Annotated in this window: 23 protein-coding genes and 4 pseudogenes; 18 read left to right on the top strand and 9 right to left on the bottom strand. The window is 66.7% G+C overall.

The features are described 5' to 3' along the window. From M511_RS17055 to M511_RS17045, 3 genes are all read left to right on the top strand, one after another. Positions 1-322 (top strand): IS5 family transposase (locus tag M511_RS17055; protein WP_139824622.1); only part of this gene is annotated, 322 nt, incomplete at its 5' end. Between the two features lie 659 nt (positions 323-981). Beyond that, the gene (locus M511_RS17050) at positions 982-1,170 is read left to right on the top strand and encodes a hypothetical protein (protein WP_085502928.1); all 189 of its coding nucleotides are present in this window, start codon (positions 982-984) and stop codon (positions 1,168-1,170) included. A 15-nt stretch (positions 1,171-1,185) separates the two neighbouring features. After that, positions 1,186-2,925 (top strand): recombinase family protein, encoded by a 1,740-nt coding sequence (locus M511_RS17045; protein ID WP_240547688.1) that lies wholly within the window; start codon positions 1,186-1,188, stop codon positions 2,923-2,925. Positions 2,926-2,951: 26 nt separating this feature from the next. Here the strand turns inward: M511_RS17045 and M511_RS17040 are convergent. After that, positions 2,952-3,530: pseudogene (locus tag M511_RS17040) on the bottom strand (IS3 family transposase); the annotation flags it as partial. On the opposite strand from M511_RS17040, the gene M511_RS17035 reads away from it, so the two are divergent. Beyond that, entirely contained in the window at positions 3,483-4,295 is an 813-nt protein-coding gene (locus M511_RS17035) for a substrate-binding domain-containing protein (protein WP_139824621.1), read from the top strand. The pseudogene M511_RS17040 and the gene M511_RS17035 sit on opposite strands and share 48 nt — an antisense overlap. A 93-nt stretch (positions 4,296-4,388) precedes the next feature. Here M511_RS17035 and gndA read toward each other — a convergent pair whose 3' ends face one another. The 4 genes from gndA to M511_RS17015 form a co-directional block, all read right to left on the bottom strand. Then, on the bottom strand, positions 4,389-5,792 hold the full coding sequence (gene gndA / locus M511_RS17030; RefSeq protein WP_085502923.1) for an NADP-dependent phosphogluconate dehydrogenase: 1,404 nt from the start codon (positions 5,790-5,792) through the stop codon (positions 4,389-4,391). A gap of 179 nt (positions 5,793-5,971) precedes the next feature. After that, a complete protein-coding gene (locus M511_RS17025; protein ID WP_010399591.1) occupies positions 5,972-7,276 on the bottom strand; it encodes a TRAP transporter large permease in 1,305 nt (434 codons plus the stop codon). 45 nt (positions 7,277-7,321) lie between these two features. Then, positions 7,322-7,912, bottom strand: coding sequence for a TRAP transporter small permease subunit (locus tag M511_RS17020; protein WP_010399593.1), 591 nt, complete (start codon positions 7,910-7,912; stop codon positions 7,322-7,324). 1 nt (position 7,913) lies between these two features. Continuing rightward, positions 7,914-8,945, bottom strand: coding sequence for a TRAP transporter substrate-binding protein (locus tag M511_RS17015; RefSeq protein ID WP_217809621.1), 1,032 nt, complete (start codon positions 8,943-8,945; stop codon positions 7,914-7,916). 198 nt (positions 8,946-9,143) lie between these two features. Here M511_RS17015 and M511_RS17010 point away from each other — a divergent pair, with 198 nt between their 5' ends. Next, positions 9,144-10,076, top strand: a complete 933-nt coding sequence (locus M511_RS17010) for a LysR substrate-binding domain-containing protein (RefSeq protein WP_010399597.1) — start codon at positions 9,144-9,146, stop codon at positions 10,074-10,076. A gap of 9 nt (positions 10,077-10,085) precedes the next feature. Here M511_RS17010 and M511_RS17005 read toward each other — a convergent pair whose 3' ends face one another. Further along, positions 10,086-11,117: an L-idonate 5-dehydrogenase gene (locus tag M511_RS17005; protein ID WP_010399599.1), complete on the bottom strand. Its 1,032-nt coding sequence runs from the start codon at positions 11,115-11,117 to the stop codon at positions 10,086-10,088. A gap of 7 nt (positions 11,118-11,124) precedes the next feature. After that, the gene (locus M511_RS17000) at positions 11,125-12,072 is read right to left on the bottom strand and encodes a 2-hydroxyacid dehydrogenase (protein WP_010399601.1); all 948 of its coding nucleotides are present in this window, start codon (positions 12,070-12,072) and stop codon (positions 11,125-11,127) included. A gap of 122 nt (positions 12,073-12,194) precedes the next feature. Between M511_RS17000 and M511_RS16995 the strand changes: the two genes are divergently transcribed. From M511_RS16995 to M511_RS16985, 3 genes are read left to right on the top strand one after another with little or no spacing between them, the layout of a single operon-like run. Then, positions 12,195-12,986, top strand: a complete 792-nt coding sequence (locus M511_RS16995) for an SDR family oxidoreductase (protein ID WP_010399604.1) — start codon at positions 12,195-12,197, stop codon at positions 12,984-12,986. Further along, the gene (locus M511_RS16990; RefSeq protein WP_237701565.1) at positions 12,973-13,518 is read left to right on the top strand and encodes a gluconokinase; all 546 of its coding nucleotides are present in this window, start codon (positions 12,973-12,975) and stop codon (positions 13,516-13,518) included. Before M511_RS16995 ends, M511_RS16990 begins: the two co-directional genes overlap by 14 nt. Positions 13,519-13,563: 45 nt before the next feature. Beyond that, the gene (locus M511_RS16985) at positions 13,564-14,577 is read left to right on the top strand and encodes a LacI family DNA-binding transcriptional regulator (protein ID WP_029372626.1); all 1,014 of its coding nucleotides are present in this window, start codon (positions 13,564-13,566) and stop codon (positions 14,575-14,577) included. Between the two features lie 35 nt (positions 14,578-14,612). Here M511_RS16985 and M511_RS16980 read toward each other — a convergent pair whose 3' ends face one another. Further along, positions 14,613-15,287, bottom strand: a complete 675-nt coding sequence (locus M511_RS16980; protein WP_029372628.1) for a 4-carboxy-4-hydroxy-2-oxoadipate aldolase/oxaloacetate decarboxylase — start codon at positions 15,285-15,287, stop codon at positions 14,613-14,615. A 222-nt stretch (positions 15,288-15,509) separates the two neighbouring features. Here M511_RS16980 and M511_RS16975 point away from each other — a divergent pair, with 222 nt between their 5' ends. From M511_RS16975 to M511_RS16940, 8 genes are read left to right on the top strand one after another with little or no spacing between them, the layout of a single operon-like run. Beyond that, entirely contained in the window at positions 15,510-15,923 is a 414-nt protein-coding gene (locus M511_RS16975) for an acetyl-CoA carboxylase biotin carboxyl carrier protein (protein WP_029372630.1), read from the top strand. Further along, a complete protein-coding gene (gene accC, locus M511_RS16970; protein ID WP_010399617.1) occupies positions 15,923-17,293 on the top strand; it encodes an acetyl-CoA carboxylase biotin carboxylase subunit in 1,371 nt (456 codons plus the stop codon). Before M511_RS16975 ends, accC begins: the two co-directional genes overlap by 1 nt. Beyond that, positions 17,286-17,930 carry a 5-oxoprolinase subunit PxpB gene (pxpB, locus tag M511_RS16965; protein WP_085502921.1) on the top strand — a complete coding sequence of 215 codons (645 nt, stop codon included), beginning with the start codon at positions 17,286-17,288 and terminating at the stop codon, positions 17,928-17,930. The genes accC and pxpB overlap by 8 nt, the downstream gene beginning before the upstream one ends. Continuing rightward, the gene (locus M511_RS16960; protein WP_085502918.1) at positions 17,927-18,901 is read left to right on the top strand and encodes a 5-oxoprolinase subunit C family protein; all 975 of its coding nucleotides are present in this window, start codon (positions 17,927-17,929) and stop codon (positions 18,899-18,901) included. Before pxpB ends, M511_RS16960 begins: the two co-directional genes overlap by 4 nt. Beyond that, a complete protein-coding gene (locus M511_RS16955) occupies positions 18,901-19,299 on the top strand; it encodes a hypothetical protein (protein ID WP_010399633.1) in 399 nt (132 codons plus the stop codon). Before M511_RS16960 ends, M511_RS16955 begins: the two co-directional genes overlap by 1 nt. Further along, positions 19,296-20,060, top strand: coding sequence for a LamB/YcsF family protein (locus tag M511_RS16950; RefSeq protein ID WP_010399636.1), 765 nt, complete (start codon positions 19,296-19,298; stop codon positions 20,058-20,060). The genes M511_RS16955 and M511_RS16950 overlap by 4 nt, the downstream gene beginning before the upstream one ends. A gap of 35 nt (positions 20,061-20,095) precedes the next feature. Beyond that, positions 20,096-20,869, top strand: a complete 774-nt coding sequence (locus M511_RS16945) for an SDR family oxidoreductase (protein WP_010399640.1) — start codon at positions 20,096-20,098, stop codon at positions 20,867-20,869. A gap of 48 nt (positions 20,870-20,917) precedes the next feature. Continuing rightward, positions 20,918-22,126, top strand: a complete 1,209-nt coding sequence (locus M511_RS16940; RefSeq protein WP_029372635.1) for an aspartate transaminase — start codon at positions 20,918-20,920, stop codon at positions 22,124-22,126. Between the two features lie 183 nt (positions 22,127-22,309). Here M511_RS16940 and M511_RS16935 read toward each other — a convergent pair. Further along, positions 22,310-22,681: pseudogene (locus M511_RS16935) on the bottom strand (ATP-binding protein); the annotation flags it as partial. On the opposite strand from M511_RS16935, the pseudogene M511_RS16930 reads away from it, so the two are divergent. Both M511_RS16930 and M511_RS16925 read left to right on the top strand, forming a co-directional pair. After that, positions 22,676-22,837: pseudogene (locus M511_RS16930) on the top strand (IS256 family transposase); the annotation flags it as partial. The pseudogenes M511_RS16935 and M511_RS16930 overlap by 6 nt on opposite strands. Positions 22,838-22,867: 30 nt before the next feature. Continuing rightward, positions 22,868-23,075, top strand: a pseudogene (locus M511_RS16925) (IS5/IS1182 family transposase); the annotation flags it as partial.

The following is a 23,075-nucleotide window of genomic DNA, read 5'->3' as shown; positions in this document are numbered from 1 at the left end:
TCAGGTCAGCGACTACATTGGCGCGCGGGCATTGTTGAGCAGCCTGCCGGATGTCGATTGGTTGCTCGGGGATCGCGGCTATGACGCCGACTGGTTCAGAGAAGCATTGAAAGACAAGGGGATACGGGCGTGTATCCCTGGTCGAAAACAGCGGAAGATGACGGTGAAGTACGACAAGCGCCGATACAAACGGCGCAACAGGATCGAGATCATGTTCGGCAGGCTCAAGGATTGGCGGCGTGTGGCAACCCGATATGACAGATGCCCAAAGGTCTTCCTCTCAGCCATCGCCCTCGCCGCAATCGTCATTTATTGGTTATGAGTCCTGACCCTAGGAAAGCGCCGGAATTTCTTAAAATATGCCTACAAGGCGGCTGACGTGATGGGCAGCAAAGAAATCAGGCAGCAGGTGAAGCCACATATGACTTGGTTCAATCGGGCTTGGGAGAAAGAAGTCGCAAAGGTCTACGGAGGCCTCGTCGTCGCATCGTGACGCCGCGCTACTCGGCCTTGTCAAAAAGATATGCCTATCGTCTCCAACTGCGCTTAGCGGCCGTTCGTGCAACGCGCAGCGAGCGTCGGCTTCCCGCCCCTGGCGGCGGTCCCGACTGAGATCTCGCTGCAGTCCGTCCGAACGGCCGCTCTGACAAGGTTGCTGCGTCTGCCACGCTGCACTGACGTCAGGCGGCTCTCCGCCCTCTACGACGGCCCCACCCTCCCGAAGCGTTCCGTCTTTGAGCTGCGGAACCCCGCCGATCCCCTTCCCTACCGCGAGAACCCCCGCGACTTTTCTGTATTTTTACGCCAAGCTGCGACAGCGTCGCCGCGCAGTGCCCCCTGCAGCAGGCGCGGCAGCGCCGGTTTACGCTGTGCTGCGCCGAGGTCCGATGCGATGCGCCCGAACTCGCCTGTGATTTCGTCCCGCCCTGCGCCACGCTTGGCTTGGCGCGGGTCCTGCCGCGCGGGAAGCGAAAGGGGGCGATGGCACGGCGGAGGCAGACAGTTGCGGAACGGCTGCGGGTGGTCCCTGAACCCACCCGGGAATCCGCTGCTCCCCTGCCCTCGCCCGATCCCCGGCTCGTCGCTCTGGCCCGCCTGCTGGCCCGGCGGGCGGCACGGGATTTCGTCGAGGCCGAGGAGCGCGAGGGGCGCAACCAACATCCCGACTGACCAGGAGGCCCGCGCATGAGAGTTGCCATCTACGCCCGCTATTCCTCGGACCTGCAGCGCGAGGCGTCGATCGCCGACCAGTTCCGGATGTGCCGGCTGCGGGCCGAGAAGGAAGGCTGGCAGGTGGTCGAGGAATATTCCGACCATTCCATCTCCGGCTCCAGCATGATCCAGCGCCCCGGCCTCCAGGCGCTGATCATGGATTCCGCACGCGGCCGCTTCGACATGGTGCTGGCCGAAGCCCTGGACCGCGTCAGCCGCGATCAGGAGGACATCGCCGGCATCTACAAGCGCATGCGCTATGCCGACGTGAAGATGTTCACGCTGTCGGAGGGCGAGATCAGCGAGCTGCATGTCGGGCTGAAGGGCACGATGAACGCGCTGTTCATCAAGGACCTGGCCGACAAGACCCGCCGGGGCCTGCGCGGCCGGGTCGAGGACGGCAAGTCCGGCGGCGGCAATTCCTACGGCTACGATGTGGTCAAGAAGTTCGACAGCAATGGCGAGCCGATCCGCGGCGACCGGACGATCAACGAAGCACAGGCCGCCGTGATCCGCCGCATCTTCGCCGATTACAATGCCGGGCTCTCGTCACGCACCATCGCCATGGCGCTGAACCGCGAGGGCGTACCCGGACCCATGGGCCGGGAATGGGGACCGTCGACCATCCACGGCAACCGCGAGCGCGGCACCGGGATCCTCAACAACGAGCTTTATGTCGGCCGCCTCGTCTGGAACCGGCTGCGCTACGTCAAGGATCCGGACACCGGTCGCCGGGTGTCGCGGCTGAACCCGGAAAGCGAATGGGTGACACAGGACGTGCCCGACCTGCGCATCGTCGACCAAAGCCTCTGGGATGCGGTCAAAGCCCGGCAAGGCGAACTGGCCTTCTCCACCCGCAGCCGACCGGAAGGCAATCCGCTGAACGACCGGCGGCGCCCGAAGCATCTCTTCGCCGGCCTGGTCAAATGCGGCTGCTGCGGTGGCGGCTACTCGATGATTTCCAAGGATCTGCTCGGCTGCTCGACGGCGCGGAACAAGGGCACCTGCGGCAACCGCGTCAACATCCGCCGCGACGCGCTCGAGGCCTCGATCCTGAACGGGCTCAAAAAACACCTGATGGAGCCGGACCTGTTTCGGGAGTTTTGCGCCGAGTTCACCAAGGAAGTGAATCGGTTGCGCATGGAGCGCGGCGCCGACCTGGAGGTCGCACGGCGGGAACTGGATCGCACGATCCGGGAGCTCGACAAGGCCATCGATGCCATCCTGCAGGGCGTCCCGCCACTGACGCTCAAGGACAAGATCGCGCAACTGGAGGCCCGCAAGGCCGAGTTGACGGAGAAGCTGGCCAATGCCGACGAACCGCCGCCCCTGCTGCATCCGAACATGGCGGCGCTCTATGCCCAACGCATCGCCGAACTGTCGGAGAACCTGCAGCACGAGGACAGCCGCCCCCGGGCGGCGGAGATCCTGCGCTCGCTGGTCGATCAGGTGACGCTGATGCCGGAGGGTGGCGAACTGGCCATCGTGCTGCGCGGCGATCTCGGCGCGATCCTGCGCTTCGCGGCGGGAAAGAAGGATCCGGATTTCCTGTCGGAGACCGAGGCGCTGGACAATCTTCTGGGTCGGATGGCGGTATCGCGGAAGCCCGGGCGTAAAAACGCAAAAACCCCGCGGCGGATGCAGCGGGGTCGCAATTATCGTTGGTTGCGGGGGCACGATTCCAGAAATACTTGTCTTTGCATCGTGGCCTGACCCCATAGGGTGGTCCGGTTTCAATCTTAGTTCATGTTCGGCCTTGGGGCTATTGCCTGGGCAGATGACGGTGCTGCTCCGCTTGCTGGCGCAGGCCAGATGATGGCCTCGGGTGCCGGTGGCTTGTATCCAAGCGACGAGTGTGGCTTCTTGGTGTTGTAGTATCGCCGCCAGGCTTCGATGATGATCTTGGCCTCGGCGAGGCTGTAGAAGATCTCACCGTCGAGCAGTTCGTCGCGGAGCTTCGAGTTGAAGCTCTCGCAGTAGCCGTTCTCCCAAGGGCTTCCTGGTTCGATGAACGCTGTCTTTGCGCCGACGGCTACGATCCACTCCCGTACAGCCTTGGCGATGAACTCCGGGCCGTTGTCGGAACGGACATGGTCGGGCACGCCGCGCAGGATGAACAGGTCCGACAGGGCGTCGATGACGTCGGTCGAGTTGAGCTTGCGATCGATGCGGATCGCAAGGCATTCCCTGGTGAACTCGTCGATGATGTTGAGCATGCGGAATCTCCTGCCATCGTGGGTCCGACCCTCGACGAAGTCATAGGACCAGACATGGTTAGGGTGCTCGGGCCGCAGCCGGACGCACGATCCGTCATTCACCAATGGAACGATCCCCGGATCGAGGCGATCATTCGCTTAGTCGACCAACTGACCCCCGAGGCGATCTCGGCAGAATTGATGCAATTGGGCGAGGAGTGCGATGCCGTCGCCGTCGTCTGCGCCGACCATCCGCAGGTCAGCCAGACGATCAATGCATTGCATGAGCGCAAGGTGCCGGTCATCGCCTATATCACCGATCTCTCAGCCCCCTCCCGCGCCGGCTATGTCGGCACGGACAATTGGAAACTAGGCCGCACCGCTGCCTATTTCATCGCCAACATGGTGCGTCGGCCGGGAAAGATCGCCACCTTCATCGGCAATCACCGCTACCAATGCCAGGATTTCTCGGATGCAAGCTTTCGTTCCTACATAAGGGAACACGCGGATGCGATTACCGTGCTGGATCCCTTTCTTACTAGCGAGGATTCCGACATCGCCTATCGACTCGTGGTCGATCTGCTCAGCAACGAGCCGGACCTCATCGGGCTTTACGTCATCGGCGGCGGCATTTCCGGTGTACTGCGCGCAATTCGTGAAAGCCCTTCCGACCGGCAGAGGGAGACCCGTATCGTCTGCCGCGATGTCGGTTCCGAAGCCCGCAAGGGCCTGAACGAAGGCTTGATCACCGCGGCCCTGTATCATCCGCTCGGACAGATCTCGCAGGAACTGATCAGCACCATGCTCGAGGCGCTGGGACAGAAAGGGCAATCCTCGATGATTCAGCGCATCGTACCATTCCAGATCATTACGCCCGAAAACATCTAGGGCCAGGGCCTCGGCAACAGGGCCGTCCCGGTCAGGCGGTTTTGCCCATGCCGAATTGGCCGCCTGCGACCAAGACCGCCCTGACCGCCCGGTTCAGGCCTTCGCCGCCCAGGGCCCATGGTGGCTGTCCTGGCCGTCGAGGCGGTCGAAGCCATGCGCGCCAAAGAAGTCGCGCTGCGCCTGGATCATGTTCGCCGTGCCGCGGCCGGTGCGCATCAGGTCGAACCAGCCCAGACCGGCACCCAGCGCCGGCAGCGCATGGCCGTGCAACACGCCCTGCGCCACCACCGCCCGCAGCGCCGGCATCGCGGCCTCGAGCTTCTCGGCGAAGAAAGGCGCCAGCACCAGGTTGCGCGACGGATCCTCGGCCAGCGCCGTGGCCATGTCGTTCAGCATCGCCGAGCGGATGATGCAGCCCGCCCGCCAGACCCGCGCGATCCCCGGCAGGTGCAGCCGCCAGCCAAAGGCCCGGCCGGCGGCCTCGATCATCGCGAAACCCTGCGCATAGCACAGGATCTTGCCGGCGATCAGCGCCGCCTCCAGCTCGGGCAGCGCCAGGTCCAGCGCCTGCGGGGCGGCGCCGAAGCGCGCCTCGCCCGCCTTGCGCTCGCCGAGGCGGGCCGAGACGTTGCGCGCCATCACCGCCGCCTCGATCACCGGGATCGGCGCGGCGAGGTGCTGCGCCTCGATCGCGGTCCAGCGCCCGGTGCCCTTCTGCCCGGCGGCGTCCAGGATCACGTCCAGCATCGGCGCACCGGTCAGCGGATCGGCGGCCCCGGCGACGGCAGCCGAGATCTCGACCAGGTAGGATTTCAGCGCCCCCCCGTTCCAGCCGGCGAAGGTCTCGCCGATGGCGGCGGCGGGCAGGCCGAGCCCGTCGCGCATCAGCCCGTAGACCTCGGCGATCATCTGCATGTCGGCATATTCGATGCCGTTGTGGACGGTCTTGACGAAATGCCCGGCGCCGGCCTCGCCCATCCAGGTGGCGCAGGGGGTGCCGTCCTCGGCCCGGGCGGCGATGGCCTGCATGACCGGGGCGACGCGGTCCCAGTCGGCGCGGGCGCCGCCGCCCATGATGGCGGGGCCGTGGCGCGCGCCCTCTTCGCCGCCCGAGACGCCCATGCCCAGGAAGCGCATCGGCAGACCGGCGGCGGCGCGGCGGTTGGTATCGTGGAAATTGGCGTTGCCGGCGTCGATCACCAGATCCTCGGGGTCGAGCAGCGGCGCCAGCGCCGCGATCTGGTCGTCGACGGCCTGACCGGCGGGGACCATCAGGATGATGGCGCGAGGAGGCGCGATGGCGGCGACCAGATCGGCCAGGCTTTCGGTCGGGATCACGCGATCCGCCAGAGCGCCGGCCTCGGCGTGGAAGCGGCGGGTCACTTCGGCGGTGCGGTTCCAGACCGCGATGCGAAAGCCCTTCTCGGCGATGTTCAGCGCCAAGGCCGCGCCCATCGTCCCAAGGCCGATCAGGCCGATCCTAGTGTCAGTGTTCATTATTCTTCTTTGCTCTGGACAACGCGTCCCCGCGAGGGACTCCGAATGATGATCGAAATGCAGCTGCGCGACGGTCTCGTGGCACGGAGGCATCTGATAACGCTAACGGGACAGGCAGTCAAACCTGCCCCGCCGGGCGCCCCGGCGCGCAGGGGCCGGGACGCCGCCTGCGGGCGGGATCAACCCAGCAGCAGGTCGGGCAGGAAGGTGACGATGCCGGGGAACAGCGCCAGCATGATCGCGAAGCCGATCATGATCAACAGGAAGGGGAAGGTGACCCTTGCGATATAGGCCGTGCTTCGGGCGGTGATATTCTGGATGACCGCGAAGTTGAAGGCCACCGGCGGCGTGATCTGCGCCATCTCGACCACCAGGACCATGAAGATGCCGAACCAGATCTTGTCGAAGCCCGCGGCCTCGACCAGCGGCAGCACCACCGGCAGGGTGGTCGCGATCATCGAAAAGCCCTCGAGCGCGGTTCCCAGCACCAGATACAGCACGATCAGCGCCACGATCAGCAGCATCGGCGACAGGTTCCAGTCCGTCACGACATTTGCCACCGCGGCGGGAATGCCAAGGGTCGAGGTGATGTTGCCCAGCACCGATGCGCCAAGGATGATGATGCCCATGACCGAGCAGGTCTGCACCGTCCCCAGGATGATGTCGCGCAGCGCCCGCAGGTTCAGCGCGCCCTGCGACAGCGACACGAGGAAGGCCCCGACCACACCCAGCGCCGCGGCCTCGGAGGGGGTCGCCAACCCGCCATACATCGAGCCCAGGACGCAGAGGATCAGGAACATCACCGGGCCCAGATCCCGCAGGGCGGCAAGACGCTGGCGGAAGGGCATGTGGCGCAAGGCGCGTTCGTTCTCGGGCACCAGGTCGGGCTTGGCGCTGGCGCGGATCATGATGTAGGCGGCAAAGACCAGGGCAAGCAGGACGCCCGGAATGAAGCCGGCGGTGAAAAGCCGCAGGATCGATTCATTGGCTAGCACGCCATACATGATCATCACCGTCGAGGGCGGGATCAGGAATCCCAGCGTGCCGGCACCTGCAAGGCTGCCGATGGCCAGGTCGGGCGAATAGCCCCGCGCCAGCAGTTCCTTCAGGGTCATGCGGCCGACGACCTGCGTCGTCGCGGCCGAGGAGCCCGAGATCGCCGCAAAGATCGAGCAGCCGACGACATTGACATGCAGCAGCCGGCCCGGAAGCAGGCCCGCCCAGGGCGCCAGGCCGCTGAACAGGGTCTCCGACAGGCGCGTGCGAAACAGGAACTCGCCCATCAGGATGAAAAGCGGCAACGCGACCAGGTCGGGCGTGGTCAGGATGTTGAACAGGTATTGCGGAAACAGCCTGTCGACGGGCAGGCCGGTGAACATCATTGCCAGGCCGATGGCCGTGGCCAGCAAGGCGATTCCGATCCAGGCCCCGATGGCCAATGTGCCGAAAAGAAGCCCGAACAGGCTTGCGACGATAGCGCCCATGTTTCTCCCCGATATTCCTGGTTTCGCGCGCAGCGGCGCTGTGGCTTACTCGATGGCGCTCGCGGCACCGAGGCTGGGTTTGTCGACAATGTTGCCGCTGATGGCGGTGACGAGTCGGGCGACCATCTGGAAGGCCAGCACGGCCGCGCCGATGGTCAGCACCAGCTGCGGGATCCACAGGGGCGTGAAACTGTCCTGGGAAACCTCGCCATAGCTCCAGGTGCGATGCGTGAACTGCGCAAGCCAGACCGCCAGGGGAAGCGTGACAACAGAGCCGAGGATGGCAGCGAATATCTCGAACATCCGGGCGTAGCGGCCCTTGCCCATCGACAGCAGTAGCTCTACCCGCAGTTGCAGGCCCGCGCGCAGCGTCATGCCCGAGCCGAGCAGGAAGGCCGCGCCCATCAGATAGGCGCTGTATTCCCAGCCGATCCCGGTGCCCGTGGGAAAGGACGGGACATAACGGCTGATCAACGCCATCGCGGTGTCGATCAGCACGAGCAGGGTCAGGCCCAGGACACAGAGACCGGCAAGCCAGGCCGCGACCAGCGAGGCAAAGTCCGCCGCCCTTTGCAGGGCAGCGACAGCACCGCGTTCAGCGACGGCCTTGGAGGCGACATGCTGCTCTCCGGCCATCTCAGTTGCCGCCTTTCGACGCGAGATAGGCATCGGCAATCGGCTTGGCCGCAGGAACGCGGTCGAAGAATTCCGCCTGAACCTGCTTGGCCTTCTCGGCGATCTGGGCCTTCAGCTCGTCCGACAGCTCGACCAGCTGCATGCCGTGGCCGGTCATGATCTCAAGGCTTTTCCCGTCGCTCTCGCGCGAGCTTTCCCAGAATTGCGGCTCAAGCTCGGCCGCGACCTTCTCGATGGCGGCCTGCTGTTCCGGCGTGAGCCTGCTCCAGGACTCGAGGTTGATCGTCACCGCGTTCGACCCCCAGGTATGGTTGGTCGGATAGATATGGCTGAGGAATTCCCAGAATTTGCCGTCCACGCCCGAGGTGGCAGAGGTCGCAACGCCACTGACCCGGCCCGAGGCCAGCGCCGGCAGCAGCTCGCCCCAGGGCATGGCGATGCCGTCCATGCCAAGGCTGCTGACGATATCGACGGTGTTCTTGTCGGCACCGCGCACCGTGATGCCGCGAAAATCGCCGATATCGTCGACCTGGGTCTTCAGATAGACATACTGGGCCGGCGACGGCACCATGTAGAGGATCTTCTGGTTGTATTGCTCGGCCAGCTTCTCGAATTCGGGACGCAGGAAGGCGTGATATTCCTTCAGCTCCTCCATCGACTCGACAAGGAAGGGCACGCCTTCGGCGCCGAACAGCGGGTTCATCCCGACCTGCTGGCTGATGTTGATATCGGCCATGTCGACAAGCCCGTCGCGCACCGCGCCCAGCTGGTCGGGCCCCTTGAAGCCCAGCGACCCGGAGGTGGCGACGTTGATGACGACCTCGCCATCGGTCGCCTCCCTGACGGCCTCGGCGAAGCTCTTGGCGTTTTCCGCCATGAAATTACCGTCCGGCAGCACTTCGGACAAGCTGAGCCGGGTTTGCGCCACAGCGGCGCCTGCCAGGGCAAGCGCAGCCGCAGCCCCCAACGCGATCGGCTTGAGGAACATCATTCTCTCCCTATCTTGGCACTTACCGCAAGCGAGCCGGACCAACGGCATATCGCTGCGGAGCGGCTGTTTTGCAGTTTTGTGACCGTTGCACCTGCTACCCTAGCGACAGGCCGGTCGTCGCGAAAAGAACAGTTCGGTCTGACATGATCGCGAATGATTATACATCGGTGCGCAAGGGGCATGGACCAAATAGAATGACCGGCGGGAACCGGCAGAATCGTGCTTTAAGGACGTGCTATCATGGACATACGCAGGCTTTACGCCTTCATGAAGATCGTGGACATCGGTAGCATCACCCGCGCTTCGGCGATCCTGCACATCGCCCAGCCGGCGCTGAGCCAGCAGATCGCCGCGCTGGAAACCCATTTCGGCAAGCCGCTGCTGCTGCGCTCGAAGCGCGGCGTCATCCCGACCGAGGCGGGCAAGGTCCTGTATCGCCATTGCCAGATGATCATCCGGCAGATGAACCAGGCCGAGCACGACATCGCCACCTCCTCCGAGGAGATTACCGGCGCGGTCAGCGTCGTGTTCGCGCCGCTGGGCCTCGGCTCGCTGGTGGCGACGCAGCTGATGCGGACCATCCGCGAAAAGCACCCGGGCATCCTGCTTTATGCCAATGAGGCAGTCGGCGGCGGCGTGATCAGCGAACAGATCATGACCGGCAAGACGGACATCGCGCTGATCTTCGATCCCGGCAAGATCCCCAGCCTCAGCTTCGAGCCGATCTCGACGGAAGAACTGCATTTCATCGGAACGCAGATCGCCGAACCGGAGGATGGCGAGATCTCGTTCGCCGAGGCCGTGTCCCAGCCGCTGATCCTGCCAAGCCCGATCCACACCGTCCGCCAGGTGATCGAGACCACCCTGTCGCGCGTCGGGACCAGCGCCCAGGTCGTCGCCGAGACCGAGTCGATTTCCTACCTGTCGAACGCGCTGGCCGAGGGGCTGGGCTGCACCATCCTGCCCGCATCGGCGGCGCAGGCCGTGCAGCGCCGCGTCGCGGGTGCCCGAAGCTACCGCATCCGCCGCCCCAACATGAAGGTCGCGATGGCGATCTGCGTCTCGGCTCAGCTGCCGCTTTCGGAAGCAGCCGCCGTGGTGCGCGATCATCTGGTGCGGCTGGCGACCGAGGCGGCGCGGTCCCCGGCGGCCTCCGGTTCAGGCCAAGGCTGAGGCCTCGGCTCAGGCGAAGAGGATCTGCGCCTTGATCGCCGCCGAACGGTCCGAGGCCAGCCGGAACGCCGTTTCGGCCTCGTCCAGGGCGATTTCGTGGGTAATCAGCGGCTTGACGTCGATCCGACCCGCCAGCATGGCCTGGACGCCGGTCGCGAATTCCGGGTGGAAGCGGAAGGAGCCACGCAGGTCCAGCTCCTTGGCGGTGATCGCCGTCATCGGCAGCGGCATGTCGCCGCCCAGCCCAAGCTGGACGACCACGCCGCGCGGCCGCATGGCCGCGATGGCCGGCGCGATGGCCGCGGCAACACCCGTGCATTCGAACAGCACGTCGAAACTGCCCTTGCCGGCGGCAAAGGGCGACAGGCCGTCGGGCGCCGCGCCGGTGTTGACGACCGCGTCCGCACCGCATTTCCGCGCCATCGCCAGCGTGAAATCCGACAGGTCCGTGGCGACGATCTCGCCCGCGCCCGCCAGCCGCGCCGACAGGATCGACAACAGGCCGATGGGCCCGCAGCCGGTGACCAGCACGCGCTTGCCCAGCAGCTCGCCGGCCCGGCGCGCGGCGTGCAGCGTGACCGCCAGCGGTTCGGCCATCGCCGCCTCGCCCGGCGTCAGGCCGTTGGCCGGCACGCATTGCGCGGCATCCGCCACCAGTTCCTGCCGGAACGCACCCTGGATATGCGGGAACGGCATGGCCGAGCCGTAGAAGCGCATGTTCTCGCAATGGTTGGGCAGCCCCTCGCGGCAATAGCCGCAGCCCCCGCAAGGGCGCGAGGGCGAGACGGCGACCAGATCGCCGGGAACGAGCCCCGCCACGTCTGGCGCGCATTCGACCACATGGCCGGAAACCTCGTGGCCCAGGATCATCGGCTCGCGCAGCCGCACGGCTCCGAAACCGCCATGGTTGTAGTAATGCAGATCCGATCCGCAGATCCCGCCGGCCGCAAGCCGGATGCGCACCTGTCCCGGGCCAGGCGCCCCGGCTTCGCGTTCCTCGATGCGCAGATCCTTGGCGGCGTGGATAACAATCGCTTTCATGACGGCCTCAGACAACCGGGGTAAGCAGGGGCTGGCCGGCGAAATGCGCCGCCAGGTTGTTGCGGACCAGTTCGCCCATCGCCTTGCGGGTCTCGACGGTGCCCGAGGCCTGATGCGGCTGCAGGAGCACGTTCGGCAGTTCCAGGAAGCGCGGGTCGATCTGGGGTTCGTTATCGAAAACATCCAGCGCCGCCGCGCCCAGCCGGCCGTCCTGCAGCGCGGCGATCAGCGCCGCCTCGTCGATGTTGGAGGCACGCGAGACATTGACCAGCACGCCCTCGGGGCCAAGCGCCTCGATCACCTCGCGATTGACGATGTGCCGGGTCTGGCCCGAGGCCGCCAGGGCGACGAACAGGAACTCCGAATGCCGCGCCAGCGCGACCGGATCGGCGATGAAGGTCAGATCGGCGGCATAGTCCTTGGCCGCGATGTCGGAATAGGCGATATCCATGCCAAAGCCGCGCAGACGCTGCGCGATCTCGAAGCCGATCCGGCCCAGCCCCAGGATACCGGCCTTCTTGCCCCAGATGCGGCGCTGCAGCGGATAATTGCCCTTGGCCGCCCACTGGCCGCCCCGCACCCAGGCTTCAGCGCCGACGATGCCGCGCGCGACGGCCAGCATCATCGCGACACCCAGATCGGCCACGTCCCCGGTCAGCACGTCGGGCGTGTTCGTCACCTGAATCCCCCGCTCGCGGCAGGCTTCCAGATCGACCGCGTCGAAGCCCACGCCATAGATCGAGATCAGTTCGAGATTCGGGCAGGCCTCGATGATCTTGCGACTGGCCCCCAGCTCGCCGCGGGTGGCGATGGCCCGCACCTCGGCGCCGCATTCGGCCAGGAAGGCCTCCTTGTCCGCGGCCTCGAAATAACGGCGCAGATCGTATTGCGCGCTCAGCGGGACTTCGTCCCATTCGGGATAGGCCCCCATTTGCAGGACCACCGGCTTGCTCATCGTGTTCTCCATTATGGTGCGGGATTTTACGGTCGCCCTTTCAGCGGGCCCTTGACTCAGATAGTTATCGATAACAAAACACGAGCCGAACGGATTTGTCGAGACCCAAACGGAGGAACGGGATGGCCGGGACGACTGGATTTGTTGAAAGCCTGTTCGGGCTGGCGGGCCGCCGCGCGCTGGTGACGGGGTCGTCGCAGGGCATCGGCCATGCGCTGGCACGGGGGCTGGCGAAAAGCGGCGCCGCAGTGGTGCTGAACGGCCGGGATCCGAAACGGCTGGAGGAGGCGCGCGCCGCCTTGCAGGCGGAACTGCCCGAGGCCGAGATCCGGGCCCTGCCCTTCGACGTGACCCGCCATGACGAGGTCCGCGCCGCCATCGACGATTTCGAAGCCTCGGTCGGCCCCATCGACATCCTGGTCAACAATGCCGGCATGCAGCATCGCACGGCGCTGGAAGATTTCCCGGCCGACCGGTTCGAGGCCCTGCTGCAGACCAATATCGCCTCGGTCTTCCATGTCGGGCAGGCGGTGGCGCGGCACATGATCCGGCGCGGCCGCGGCAAGATCGTCAACATCTGCTCGGTCCAGACCGCATTGGCCCGGCCGGGCATCGCCCCCTATACCGCCACCAAGGGCGCCGTCGGCAACCTGACCAAGGGCATGGCCACGGACTGGGCGCGCCACGGGCTGCAATGCAATGCCATCGCGCCGGGATATTTCGACACGCCGCTGAACGCCGCGCTGGTCGCGGATCCCGATTTCTCGGCCTGGCTGGAAAAACGCACCCCCGCCGGGCGCTGGGGCTTGGTCGATGAACTGGTGGGGGCCTGCGTCTTCCTGTCCTCGGACGCATCGAGCTTCGTGAACGGGCATACGCTCTATGTGGACGGTGCGATCAGTGTCTCGCTATAGGATCGCGCATCTCGTCCTGATGGGCGTGTCGGGCTGCGGGAAATCCTCGGTCGGAGCGCGGCTTGCCGCGCGGACCGGGCTTCCCTATCTCGATGGCGACGACCTGCATCCGACTGAAAACATCGAAAGGATGCGGCGGGGCATCCCCCTGGGCGATGCGGATCGCTGGCCCTGGCTGGAACGCTGCGGGCAGGCCCTGGCAGCCGCGCCGGATGGCATGATCCTTGGATGTTCCGCCTTGCGCCGTTCCTATCGCGACCGGCTGCGGCAATCGTCGGGCATGCCGGACCTGTTCTTTGTCCACCTGGCCGGCAGCTACGCGCTGCTCGACCGGCGGCTAAGCGCGAGGCGCGGCCATTACATGCCCGCCTCGCTTCTGGACAGCCAGTTCGATGCGCTGGAGCCGCCACGGAACGACGAGAATGCGGTGACGATCGACATCGACCGTTCCCCCGATGCGGTGGCCGAATCGGTTCTGCGCCATATCGGCCCATGCCGCAGCGGTGTTGTCGCCGCGTCCGGCACCATCTAGCCTGCGCTCCTGGCAAGGGCATAGGGCAGCATGGGCAGGGGCGGAATGCACAGCGGAACCGTAAAGATGGCGGATATCGCCAAGGCGGTCGGCGTTTCCGCGATGACCGTCTCGCGGGCATTTCGCGGCGACGAGGGGGTCAACCCGCAGACACGGGCGCGGATCCTGACCAAGGCCGAGGAGCTGGGCTATGTCTTCGACGCGACCGCGGCCAGCCTCCGGCAGAACCGTTCCGGCTTCGTGGCGGTCACCGTGCCCTCGATCAACAATGCGAACTTCGCGGAAACCGTACGGCAGCTTTCGCGCGGGCTGTCGCGAAACGGCTTGCAGATCCTGCTGGCCAATACCGAATACGACCCCGAGGAAGAGGAAAGGCTGATCGGCCAGCTGCTGCGCCGCAAGCCCGAGGCGATCGTCCTAACAGTGGGCGACTATACCCGCAGGACGCGGCAAATGCTGCGGACGACGCGGATTCCCGTGATCGAGATCTGGGACCTGCCCGCCCAGCCGATCCGGCATGTCGTGGGCTTTTCCAACACCGCCTGCATCGGCCGGCTGGTGGATCACCTGGTCGCCTCGGGCTATCGCGACATCGCCTTCATCGGAGGTGAATCGCCGCGCGATCCGCGCGGCGGCCAACGCCGCAGCGGCTTTGTCGAGGCGATGCGCCGCCACGGGCTGGACGACACGCGGCTGGTTCCCGCCGGCACCGCCCCGGTCGGCATGGCCGAAGGGGCGCAGGCGCTCGGGGCCTTGCTGGACAGCCAGCCGGGGACCCGGGCAGTCGTCTGCGTCTCGGATCTGGTGGCTTTCGGGGTGATCTCGGAATGCCAGAGGCGGGGCATCGGCATCCCCGGCGACCTGGCGGTGGCCGGCTTCGGCAATTACGAGATCGGCAGGATCAGCGTGCCCCGCCTGACCACGATCGATGTCCATGCCGGCAGCATCGGCAGCAAGGCCGCGGATCTGATCGTCGCCCTGCTGCGGCAGGATTCCGACGCGGCGCCGGCCCGGATCGAAATCCAGACCGACCTGATCGTGCGGGAATCATCGGCCTGACGAACCCCGCGCCCCGGGGACGCGGGACGGCCTCGTCAAAGATCGGTGGTCAGGCCCTTGGCCTTCAGCACCGCCTCAAGATTGCAGACGTCGATCACCGTCCGGCCCGATTTGTAGGCCTCGATATAGCCGGCCTCGTCGGCTTCGCGCGCGGCGGATTTGCGCGCCACCTCGGCGGCATCCTCGCGGCGCACGACGACCAGACCGTCGGCATCGCCGCGGATCACGTCGCCCGGCCGCACCACCTGCCCGCCGATGACGATGTCGCCGTTGATCTGGCCCAGGGTTTCCTTGACCGTGCCCTTGATGCAGACGCTCAGCGAGAACACCGGCAGGCCCAGCCGGATCAGCTCCTGCGTGTCGCGCACCCCGGTATCGGTGACCACGCCGGCGATGCCCTTGGCCAGGCAGGCATTGGCCAGAACGTCGCCGAAGCAGCCCGCCTCCTCGTATTCCCCGGCCGAGACGATGACGACATCGCCGGGCTGGGCGTAATGGATCGCCAGCTGCAGCATGATGTTGTCGCGCGGCGCGCTTTGCACGGTGAAGGCGGGGCCGCAGACCGACATGGCGCGGTCCACGGGCTTCAGGCGCGAGCTCAGCGCGCCAAGCCGGCCCTGCGCCTCGTGAATCGTGGCGCTGCCGAATTTCGACAGGGCGGCCACATCCGCCGGCGCGGCACGTTCGATCCTGGTGATGATATGGGGCACGTGGTGCTCCTCCTTGCTGGAATGCCGCGGCCGGGGCCGGCGGTGATCGGCCGGCAGCATAGGAAGGACGCAGTCCCAGGCATAAGAGCGTCTGCATCTGATGTGATCGGGTTTCGCGATGCCCCTGCCCGGGTCATGCGAAACGGCTCTGACATCATTGCGAAGCGGCGGTGCTACCAATCGCACGAGAACGCAACTTCGCACAGGGACGACGCCCTTCGCATGCCGATCACCATCGACTCCATCATCTCGGGGATGGAATGGGCCGCCGAAAACCATCTGGCCGAGTTCGCCTTTTCGGCCGAGGGGCACCGGATCACCATCCGCCGCGGCGCGGGCGACGCCCCTCTGCCCGCGCAACCCGCCATCGAGGCGGCGCAGGCCGCCCCGGCGGAGCCCGAGGCAGATGCCGTCACCGCCCCGCTGGCGGGCCTGTGCCACCTGCGCCCCGAATCCGGCGGGACGGCCTTTGTCGAGGTCGGCGCCCGCGTCGAGGCCGGCCAGACGATCTGCGTCATCGAGGCGATGAAGATGATGACCGCCATCCCCGCGCCCCAAGCAGGCACCGTCGAGGCCATCATGGTCGGAGACGGCGCGACGGTCGAGGCGGGCGCGCCGCTGATGAGGATCCGCTGATGGCCGCGATCGACATGGACTGCCTGCTGGTGGCCAACCGGGGCGAGATCGCCCTGCGCATCATCCGCGCCTGCCGCCGGCTTGGCCTGCGCGTCGTCTGCGCGCATTCCGAGGCGGATCGCGACGCCGCCTGGCTGCACCTGGCCGATCAGGCGATCTGCATCGGGCCCGCACCGGCCGCCAAGAGCTATCTGAACATCCCCGCGCTTCTGGCCGCGGCCGAGGCCAGCGGCGCGGGCCTGATCCATCCCGGCTATGGCTTCCTCTCCGAACGCCCGGAATTCGCCGAGGCCGTCGAGGCCGCGGGCCGGCGGCTGGTCGGACCCAGCGCCTCGGTCATGCGGATGATGGGCGACAAGGTCGAGGCCAAGCGCGCCATGATCGCCGCCGGCGTACCCTGCGTGCCCGGCCCGGACAGCGTGCTGCCGGACGATCCCGACGCCATCGGCCGGATCGCCGCCGGGATCGGCTATCCCGTCATCCTGAAGGCGGCCGGCGGCGGCGGCGGGCGCGGCATGCGCGTCGTGCGGACCGAATCCGAGCTGGCCGATGCCTTCATGGTCACCCGGCAAGAGGCCGGCCGCTTCTTCGGCAATGCCGACATCTATATCGAGAAATTCCTCGAAAGGCCGCGCCATGTGGAAATCCAGGTGCTTGCCGATGCACATGGACATGCGCTGTGGCTGGGCGACCGCGACTGCTCGATGCAGCGCCGCCACCAGAAGCTGATCGAAGAGGCGCCGGCGCCGGGCATCGACCGGGCGCTGATCGCGGAAATCGGCGAACGCTGCGCCGCCTCCTGCCGCCGGATCGGCTATGTCGGCGCCGGCACCTTCGAATTCCTCTACGAGGACGGGCAGTTCTATTTCATCGAGATGAACACCCGCATCCAGGTCGAGCACCCGGTGACGGAAATGGTCACCGGTCTGGACATCCTGGCCATGCAGATCGACGTGGCGCGCGGCAAGCCGCTGCCGATCACCCAGGACCAGGTGCGCAGCCTGGGCCATGCCATCGAATGCCGGATCAATGCCGAGGATCCGCAGAGCTTCGCCCCCAGCCCCGGCCGGATCACGGCGATGCACGTGCCGGGCGGGCCGGGCATCCGCATGGATACCCATGTCGGCGCCGGTTCGGAGATCCCGGCGAGCTACGATTCGATGATCGGCAAGATCATCGCCCATGGCGGCGACCGCGACGAGGCGCTGGCCCGCGCCCGCACCGCGCTGGCCGAGGCGCGGGTGGAAGGCGTCTCGACCAATATCCCCCTGCACCGGCAGATGCTGGCAGAGCCCGGCTTCTCGGCCGGGGGGGTCAGCATCCACCATCTCGAACACTGGCTCGAAACCCGGAAATCCCGCCATGCCTGACGCGAAGCTTTCCATGATCGGCAGCCGGGCGGTGCTGTTCCAGCCCTCCTGCCCCTTCGACCTCGCCAACCAGCAGCGTATCTGGGCCGTCGCCGACGAGGCCGCCACCTGGAAGGGCGTGCGCGAAGCCGTGCCCGGCATGACCAATGTCACCCTGCTTCTGGACCATGTCCCGATCGAACTCGACCGGATCGAGAAGGACCTGACCGCGCTGTGGGAAAGCGGCATCCGCAAGCAGGTCGCGGGCCGGCTTCTGGCCATCGACATGGCCTATGACGGCCCGCATCTGGCCGAGGTCGCCGAGATGACCGGCCTGCCGGTGGACAAGGTGGTGCGCCTGCATGCCGCGCCGGAATACACGGTCTATGCGGTCGGCAGCCATGCCGGCTATTGCTATCTGGGCGGCCTGGATCCCCGGCTGGAAACACCGCGCCGCAAGGTGCCGCTGCCCCGGCTGCCGGGCGGGTCGCTGTCGCTGGCGGGGCTGCAGACCGGGGTCTCGGCCTCGGCGGGCCCCAGCGGCTGGAACACCATCGGCAGCACCGGCCTGTCCTTCTTCGACCCCGGCCGCAGCCCCGCCGCACTGCTGCGGCCCGGCGACCGGATCCGCTTCAACCCCGTCGAGGTCAAGGCATGATCGAGGTTCTTTTCATTCCGCCGGGCGCGACGGTGCAGGACCTGGGACGCGACGGCTACTGGTCGCAGGGCCTTGGCCGCGCCGGGGTCATGGACGCCCTGTCGCATGGCATCGCCAACATGATGCTGGGCAATGGCGAGGATGCCGCGACGCTGGAAATCCCGCTGACCCCGGCACGGTTCCGGTTCCGGCAGGCCGGCGCCTTTGCGCTGGCGGGCGCGGCCTGCGGCGCGACGCTGGCCGGCCGCCCCCTGCCCCGGGTCTGGGCGGGCATGGCGGACGAGGGCGAGGTGCTGGAGCTTGGCCCGATGACATCGGGCGCCCGCACCTATCTGGCCCTGCCCGGCGGGATCGACGTGCCGGCGGTGCTGGGCTCGCGCAGCACGCAGCTGCGCGAAGGCTTCGGCGGGCTGGAAGGCCGCGTCCTTGCCGCCGGCGACCTGCTGCGCGCCGCGGCGGATACCGCGCCGCTGCCGATTGCGGGGTTCAGCCTGACCATGCCCGCGCTGCGTGCCCCGGGGGTCGCAGAGATCGAATTGCGCGCCCTGCCCTCGGCCGAATACGAGGATTTCGCCCCGACCTCGCGCGAGGCGTTCTGGACCACGCCCTACGCTGTCAGCCAGCAAAGCAACCGCCAGGGCTATCGGCTGGAGGGCGAGCCGCTAGCCTATGCCGCGTCGGGCGAATTGCGCTCGCACGGGATCGCGCCGGGGATCGTTCAGGTGCCGGGCGGCGGGCAGCCGATCATCCAGCTGGCCGATTCCGCGACCATGGGCGGCTATCCCAAGATCGCGGCGGTCATCGAGCCCGACCTGTGGCGCATCGCGCAGGCGCGGCCGGGCGACCGCCTGCGCTTTCGCCGGGTGACGCTGGCCGAGGCGGCCGAGGCCGCAAGGGTGCAGCAGGAAAACCTGGCCGGACTCCGCGCCGAGCTGGAAGCGTTCCGCGTCCGGCAGGGGGGATGGCAGTGATGTTCGACAAGCAAGACCTCACCCGGCTTCTGGACGCGATGCGCGCGCATGGCGTCGGCACGCTGGAGATCGAGGGCGGGGACATGTTCCTGCGCCTGGTCCTGCCGGCCGGACCCGCACCGGCCGCCGCGGCCCAGGCGCAACCGGCGACGGCGGCCGCCGCCGCGCGCAGCCCCGACATCGGCCGCTTCCTGCCGCGCGGCAGCGACGACGGCCTGCCCGCCCTTGCGCCCGGCGACGCGGTCCGCACCGGCGAGCTTCTGGGCTATGTCGCGCAAGGCGCCGTCCGCGCCGCCCTCACCGCCCCGGCGGATGGCACCATCGCGTCGCAGATCCCGGAACCCGGCACCCTGTTCGGCCACGGCGACACCGTCCTGACATTGGAGACCAAGCCATGATCATCGACATCAACTCGGACATGGGAGAGGGCTTCGGCCCCTATCGCATCGCCGATGACGAGGCGCTGATGGCGCAGATAAGCTCGGCCAACGTGGCCTGCGGCTACCATGCCGGCGATCCGGTCATCATGGACCGTACCATCCGGTTGGCTAGGGAGCATGGCGTCGATCTGGGCGCGCATGTCAGCTTTCCCGACCGCATGGGTTTCGGACGCCGCCGGATGGACATGGACCTGCCGGAACTGGAATGCCATGTGCTTTATCAGCTGGGCGCGCTGGCCGGGCTGGCGGGCCGCGCCGGGCATCGCATCACCCACATGAATCCGCATGGCGCGCTTGGCAATCTCGCCAGCTCCGATCCCGCCATCGCGGCGGCGGTGGCGCGCGCGACCATGGCCTTCGACCCCGAGATCGCCTTCCTGGTCCTGCCGGGCAGCGCCCTGGAAAAGGCCGCGCTGGAGATGGGCGGCAATGTGGTCCGCCTGTTCCTGGCCGACCGCGGCTATCTGGCCAGCGGCCAGCTTGCCCCCCGCAGCCAGCCGGGGGCGGTCATCCACGATGCCGAGCAGGTCGTGGCCCGCGTCATGCGGGTCATCCGCGACCGGCAGGTCGACACGGTGGACGGCCAGGTCATCCCGATGCCGGTGCAGTCCATCCTGGTCCATTCCGACACGGCGGGCGCGGTCGAACTGGCGCGGCGGCTGCGCGAAGGCATCACGGCGGGCGGCGCGACCATCGCGCCGCTGACCCGCCACATCTGACCCCCCGGGCATTCATTAAGAAGAAAGACAGAACCATGGCATTTTCGGATTACAAGACGGCATTGGTGACGGGCGCCTCGGGCGGAATGGGCTGGGCGATCGCCGAGCGGCTGCGCGCCAAGGGGCTGACCGTCCACGCCCTGGCCCGCAATGCCGACAAGCTGCAGGAACTGGCGGACCGATGCGGCGTCATCCCGCATGCGGTGGACGTTTCCGACACCGAGGCCGTGACCGCGCTGGTCAAGGATCTGGAAATCGACGTGCTGGTGAACAATGCCGGCGTGTCGCGGCCGGGCAGCATCCTTACCTCCAGCGCCTTCGACATCGACGAGCAGATCGACGTCAACCTGCGCGCCGCCCTGCATCTGGCCCGGCTGCTGCTGCCCTGCATGATGGAACGCGACCGCGGCCATATCGTCAACATCACTTCGATGGCCGGGCATTACGAGTTCGGCGGCCATATCGCCTATCACGCCACCAAGGCGGCGATGCATACCGTCTCGCGCCAGTTGCGGGTCGATGCCTTCGGCCGCCGCGTCCGGGTGACCGAGATCAGCCCCGGCCGGGTCGAAACCGACATCTTCGCCAAGGTCGAGAAGATCGACCCCGCCGAGGCGAAACGCAAATATTACGAAGGCTTCGAGATGCCGCAGGTCTCGGACATCGCCGATGCCGTGGAATATGCGGTCGGGACGCCGCAATATGTCAACATCAACCTGATCGAGCTGCTGCCGACGCTGCAGGTCCCCGGCGGCCTGCGCACCGCAAAGCGCGTGGGCGACGACGTGATCCTGACCGGCAACAAGTAACGCGCCGCCCCGCCGGCATCCGAACAATCCGCACCGATGGAGATTGCCTTGAGCAACATCAAACTGGCCTCGCGCGTCACCAGCATCCGCGTCTCGCCCAGCACCGCCGCCGCGCAGAAGGTCCGCGACCTGCAGGCCGAGGGACGCAGGATCCTCAACCTCACCGTGGGCGAGCCCGATTTCGACACGCCCGACCACATCAAGGCCGCCGCCATCCGGGCGATGGAAGGGGGCGAGACGAAATACACCTCGGTCAACGGCACGGTCGCGCTGCGCAAGGCCATCCAGCACGACTTCGCGACGCGGCTGGGCATCGACTGCGAACTGAACGAGATCTGCGTCGGCGGCGGCGCCAAGCAGGTGCTGTTCGTGGCGCTGATGGCCACCGTCGAGCCCGGGGACGAGGTCATCGTCCCGGCGCCCTATTGGGTGTCCTATCCCGACATGGTCATCGCCAATGGCGGCACCCCGGTCGTCGTTCCCTGCGGCGAGGAGGTCGGCTTCAAGCTGACCCCCGAGGTGCTGGAGGCCGCGATCACCGCCAACACCCGCTGGGTGATCCTGAACTCGCCCTCGAACCCCACCGGCGCCGCCTACAGCGCCGACGAGTTGAGGGCGCTGGGGCAGGTGCTGCTGCGCCATCCGCATGTGATGGTGCTCTGCGACGAGATCTACGACCGGATCTGGTTCGCCGATTTCGAACCCTGCAGCATCCTGACCGTCCTGCCCGAACTGAAGCCGCAGGCCCTGGTCGTAAACGGCGTCTCCAAGTCCTACGCCATGACCGGCTGGCGGATCGGCTACGGCGTCGGGCCGGTGGCGCTGATCGATGCGATCAACAAGCTGCAGTCGCAGATGTCGTCCTGCCCCTCCTCGATCAGCCAGGCAGCCGCCGCCGCGGCCCTGACCTCGGACCAGCATTCGGTCGAGGAGGCCGTGGCGGTCTATCGCCAGCGGCGCGACCGCGCCCACGCGCTGATCAATGCCATCCCCGGCCTTTCCTGCCGCCTGCCGGACGGCGCCTTCTACCTCTATCCCAGCTGCGCGGGGCTGATCGGCAAGAAGACGCCGGACGGCAGGACGATCAGGAACGACCTGGATTTCAGCCTGTATCTTCTGGAAGCGGCAGGCGTCGCCTCGGTTCATGGCGGCGCATACGGGCTCGAACCCTATTTCCGCATCTCGACCGCGACCTCGATGGAGATCATCGACGCAGCCTGCGCCGCCATCGCCCGGGCATGTGAGGCTTTGGACTGAGAACAGCGGGCTGAGGGCGGATCCTCGTTTCTCGAGTGTCAACGGCGGTGCAATATCCGGCCACGCGGCGGAGTAAAATCCGGCCACGCGGCGGTGACCGGCGCCATGGCGCGCGCGCTTACCAGATAGCTGGCGCGTGCCATGGCGCATTGGCCCCTTGGACCAAAACAGCACCATCTGATTTCAGGACTTTTGTTGCTGCTTTCGGGCAGTGCTGTTGGCGAGACGATAACTCTCGCCGTTCATCTCGAGGATGCTGACGTGATGGGTCAGCCTGTCGAGCAGTGCGCCGGTGAGGCGCTCGGAGCCGAAGGTCTCGGTCCATTCATCGAAGGGCAGATTGCTGGTGATCAGGGTCGATCTGCGCTCATAGCGCTGCGAGATCAGCTCGAACAGCAATTCGGCGCCGGTCTTCGACAACGGCACGAAGCCAAGTTCGTCGATGATGAGCAGCTTGTATCCGGCCATCTGCTTCTGGAAGCGTAGCAGGCGGCGTTCATCGCGGGCCTCCATCATCTCACTGACCAGGCTCGCGGCGGTGGTGAAGCCAAGGGATGCCTGAGCCGCAAGACCGGGCTTGCCATGGCCTTCAGGCTGATGATGTCGGCGCAGAAGAAATGGCGCAAGCTTGACGGCCAGAACCGGCTGCCCGAGATCATCCAGGGGATTGAATTCCGCGATGGCCTCCGCCAACTTCAAACCGCCGCCTGATAAGGCATCACCAACTTTCGCGCATATCTCGAACATGACGAACAGAAGACGGTCATAATCGACGCGACCTACCTCAAGGCCCACCGCACAGCGACCAGCATGGTCGTCAAAAAGGGGGGCGTGGACGCCTGATCGGTCGGACCAAAGGCGGCATGAACACCAAGCTGCACGCCATCTGCGACAGCCATGGCCGACCGCTCAACCTGTTCGTCAGCGCCGGTCAGGTCAGCGACTACAT

This window comes from Paracoccus sp. J56, assembly GCF_019633685.1.
Taxonomy (GTDB): domain Bacteria; phylum Pseudomonadota; class Alphaproteobacteria; order Rhodobacterales; family Rhodobacteraceae; genus Paracoccus; species Paracoccus kondratievae.
The sequence above is the reverse complement of the archived record's forward strand: the minus strand, read 5'-3'. Positions and strand labels throughout refer to the sequence as shown.